This is a genomic window from Thermobrachium celere DSM 8682 (genome assembly GCF_000430995.1).
Taxonomy (GTDB): domain Bacteria; phylum Bacillota; class Clostridia; order Clostridiales; family Caloramatoraceae; genus Thermobrachium; species Thermobrachium celere.
The window spans coordinates 196717-199689 of the sequence record NZ_HF952039.1 but is presented as its reverse complement, the minus strand read 5'-3'; the positions used below and the strand labels follow the sequence as shown (position 1 = coordinate 199689).

Here is a 2973-nt window from a genome sequence, read left to right as displayed (position 1 = left end):
GGTTAAGCTCCGCAGGGCCGATGGTACTGCACCGCACGGTGTGGGAGAGTAGGTCGTTGCCGGATAGTATGGCCCCTTGGTCAAGTGGTTAAGACACCACCCTTTCACGGTGGTAACAGGGGTTCGAATCCCCTAGGGGTCACCACCATGCGGGTGTAGCTCAATGGCAGAGTCCCAGCCTTCCAAGCTGGTTGTGTGGGTTCGATTCCCATCACCCGCTCCATAATATGCGCCTTTAGCTCAGCTGGATAGAGCAACGGCCTTCTAAGCCGTGTGTCGGGAGTTCGAATCTCTCAAGGCGCACCATATGGTGGGTATAGTTCAGTTTGGTTAGAGCGCCAGATTGTGGCTCTGGAGGTCGTGGGTTCGAATCCCACTATCCACCCCAATAAATACGATGGGCAGTCGCCAAGTCGGTAAGGCACGGGACTTTGACTCCCGCATTCGTTGGTTCGAGTCCAGCCTGCCCAGCCATAAGAGCCACTAGCTCAGTCGGTAGAGCACAAGACTTTTAATCTTGGTGTCCGGGGTTCGATTCCCCGGTGGCTCACCACTTTAAATGCCGTAAGGCTGAAAAATTTGGGCCATTAGCTCAGTTGGTAGAGCACCTGACTCTTAATCAGGGTGTCCTGGGTTCGAGTCCCCGATGGCCCACCATAATATGCGGGCGTGGCGGAATTGGCAGACGCGCTAGACTTAGGATCTAGTGCCCAGTGCGTGGGGGTTCAAGTCCCTCCGCCCGCACCATCCCTGGCCAGATAGCTCAGTAGGTAGAGCAGGGGACTGAAAATCCCCGTGTCGCTGGTTCGATTCCGGCTCTGGCCACCAAATTTTATGCGGGAATAGCTCAGTTGGTAGAGCGTCACCTTGCCAAGGTGAATGCCGCGGGTTCGAGTCCCGTTTCCCGCTCCAAAAGACCATGTAGCAAGTGACTACATGGTCTTTTTATTTTACATATTTAATGTTAAAAGAGGATGTTGAAAGTTACTTTCAACATCCTCTTTTTTTATAGTATCAAATATGCAATAGGAGTTACAAATATTAATGTTAAAACTGTTCTTTCAAACCATATAATTATTATTTCAGGCAGAGTAATAGGAATTTCTGTTGATAATATACAAGGAATAGAAGCAGAGAAGAATAGTATTGCAGAAATTGATACAACTCCTACTATAAATTTAGTAATAAGAGGTGCCTTTGCAACAAGTAGCGCAGGCAAGAACATTTCTGCGATTTCTATACTGCAGGCCTTTGCTGCAAGCATTGGTTCGGGTATTCTAAGGATTAGGGTAAAAGGATAGAATATATAGCCTAATATATCAAAGACAGGAGTATATTTAGCTAATACCAAACCTATAAGACCAATAGACATAATAGTAGGTAAAATGTTTAATGCCATTTTGAATCCATCTCTTAAATTAGTATATATATTTTCGAATATCCCAGGAGCATTAGATGCAGCTTTAATAGCTTCATTCCATGCATTTTTTAATAGTTTAGATTTGTATTCTGGTTCTGGATCTCCCTGAAGATTTATATATGAATTATCTTTGTTTTTTAGTGGATATAATCTTGCAGTTATAGAAGTAACTAAGAATGTAACAACTAAAGTAATCCAGAAAAATTTATTCCAAATATTCATTAAGCCTAAAGTTTTTGCAACTATGATCATAAATGTAGTGGAAACAGTTGAAAAACCTGTGGCAATTATTGCTGCCTCTTTTATTGTATATTTTCCTTCTTTAAAAACTTTATTAGTAATTAATAGAGCAATGGAATAACTTCCAACAAAGGATGCAACAGCATCCACTGCTGAACGACCAGGTGTTTTCCAAATAGGTCGCATTATAGGTCTCATTAATACACCAATGAATTCTAATAAACCATAACCAACAAGGAAAGCTAAGAAAATTGAACCAATTGGAACTATTATTCCTACTGGAATTACAAGTTTATTGTAAAGAAATGGTCCCATATCTGCTTCAAAAAGCCACTTTGGACCTACTTTAAAGTAAATTAAGATACCAATTAAAAATCCAAAAACTTTTAAAATAGAAAAGATCAAATTTAATTTATTTTTGTTCCATGTTTTAAGATAAAATGGCATAATTGCACCTAAAAGCAAAACAATTAGGGCATATGTTGAAGCAACCCAAGGCAAGTTATTTCGTATAAAGGTGACAATGTGATCAAGAGGAATTGTTTTTGTTTTATTAATGGTTACATTAATAAAAAACATAAAGATACCTATACAGCTAAAAATGATAAATTTCAGACTAGCAACAGAAGTTTTTTGTTTTAATTCAACGTTATTATTCATATAGTACCTCCTTTTAAATATACTTATTTAATATATATTCATAGATGTTTTTTAATATTATTACGTTAAATGCAGCTTGTATGTTTAAATAGTGTTGATAAATATAAGAAGTACGCAATGCAAAAAGTATGGATTTTACTACATATTTAAATAAATTGTACAATTAAATCAACATAACCTGGAGTGTTGAGGTGCGAAAAAAAGAGAAATATATAAAAAAGAGTAGAAATATTGTTCTAAAATTAAAATTTCTACTCTTTTTATTTGTGTAATTTGTTTTGTACATGGTATTATATAAAAGTCGTCGCGAGGACGACAAAACGAAAGAAAAAAGATGTTGACAAAATGAAAAAGACGTGATAACATAAATAAGCGTCGACGGTCCTTGAAAACTGAACAGCGAGAGCGAACGTACTTTGAAGCTCAGGTTAGAACATGAGAGTTTGATCCTGGCTCAGGACGAACGCTGGCGGCGTGCCTAACACATGCAAGTCGAGCGGAGGGGATAGGAGCTTGCTCCTTGAACCTTAGCGGCGGACGGGTGAGTAACACGTGGGTAACCTGCCCTTGAGAGGGGGGATAACAGGTCGAAAGGGCCTGCTAATACCGCATAACGCTAAGATGCCGCATGGCGTCTTAGCCAAAGGTTAATT

Annotated in this window: 1 protein-coding gene and 10 tRNA genes; 10 read left to right on the top strand and 1 reads right to left on the bottom strand. The window is 39.4% G+C overall.

Going from position 1 to position 2973, the window contains the following annotated elements:
• The first annotated feature begins 70 nt into the window (after positions 1-70).
• The 10 genes from TCEL_RS12535 (at position 71) to TCEL_RS12490 (ending at position 912) form a co-directional block, all read left to right on the top strand.
• Positions 71-145, top strand: a tRNA-Glu gene (locus TCEL_RS12535).
• Between the two features lie 4 nt (positions 146-149).
• Positions 150-223: transfer RNA gene (locus TCEL_RS12530), tRNA-Gly, on the top strand.
• A 6-nt stretch (positions 224-229) separates the two neighbouring features.
• Positions 230-306: transfer RNA gene (locus TCEL_RS12525), tRNA-Arg, on the top strand.
• A 4-nt stretch (positions 307-310) separates the two neighbouring features.
• Positions 311-388, top strand: a tRNA-His gene (locus tag TCEL_RS12520).
• A gap of 10 nt (positions 389-398) precedes the next feature.
• Positions 399-474: transfer RNA gene (locus TCEL_RS12515), tRNA-Gln, on the top strand.
• Between the two features lie 3 nt (positions 475-477).
• Positions 478-553, top strand: a tRNA-Lys gene (locus tag TCEL_RS12510).
• A gap of 28 nt (positions 554-581) precedes the next feature.
• Positions 582-657: transfer RNA gene (locus tag TCEL_RS12505), tRNA-Lys, on the top strand.
• Between the two features lie 6 nt (positions 658-663).
• Positions 664-747, top strand: a tRNA-Leu gene (locus TCEL_RS12500).
• Positions 748-752: 5 nt separating this feature from the next.
• A tRNA-Phe gene (locus TCEL_RS12495) sits at positions 753-828 on the top strand.
• A gap of 8 nt (positions 829-836) precedes the next feature.
• Positions 837-912, top strand: a tRNA-Gly gene (locus tag TCEL_RS12490).
• Positions 913-1006: 94 nt separating this feature from the next.
• Here the strand turns inward: TCEL_RS12490 and TCEL_RS12485 are convergent.
• A complete protein-coding gene (locus TCEL_RS12485; protein WP_040684118.1) occupies positions 1007-2320 on the bottom strand; it encodes a YjiH family protein in 1314 nt (437 codons plus the stop codon).
• Between the last annotated feature and the right edge of the window lie 653 nt (positions 2321-2973).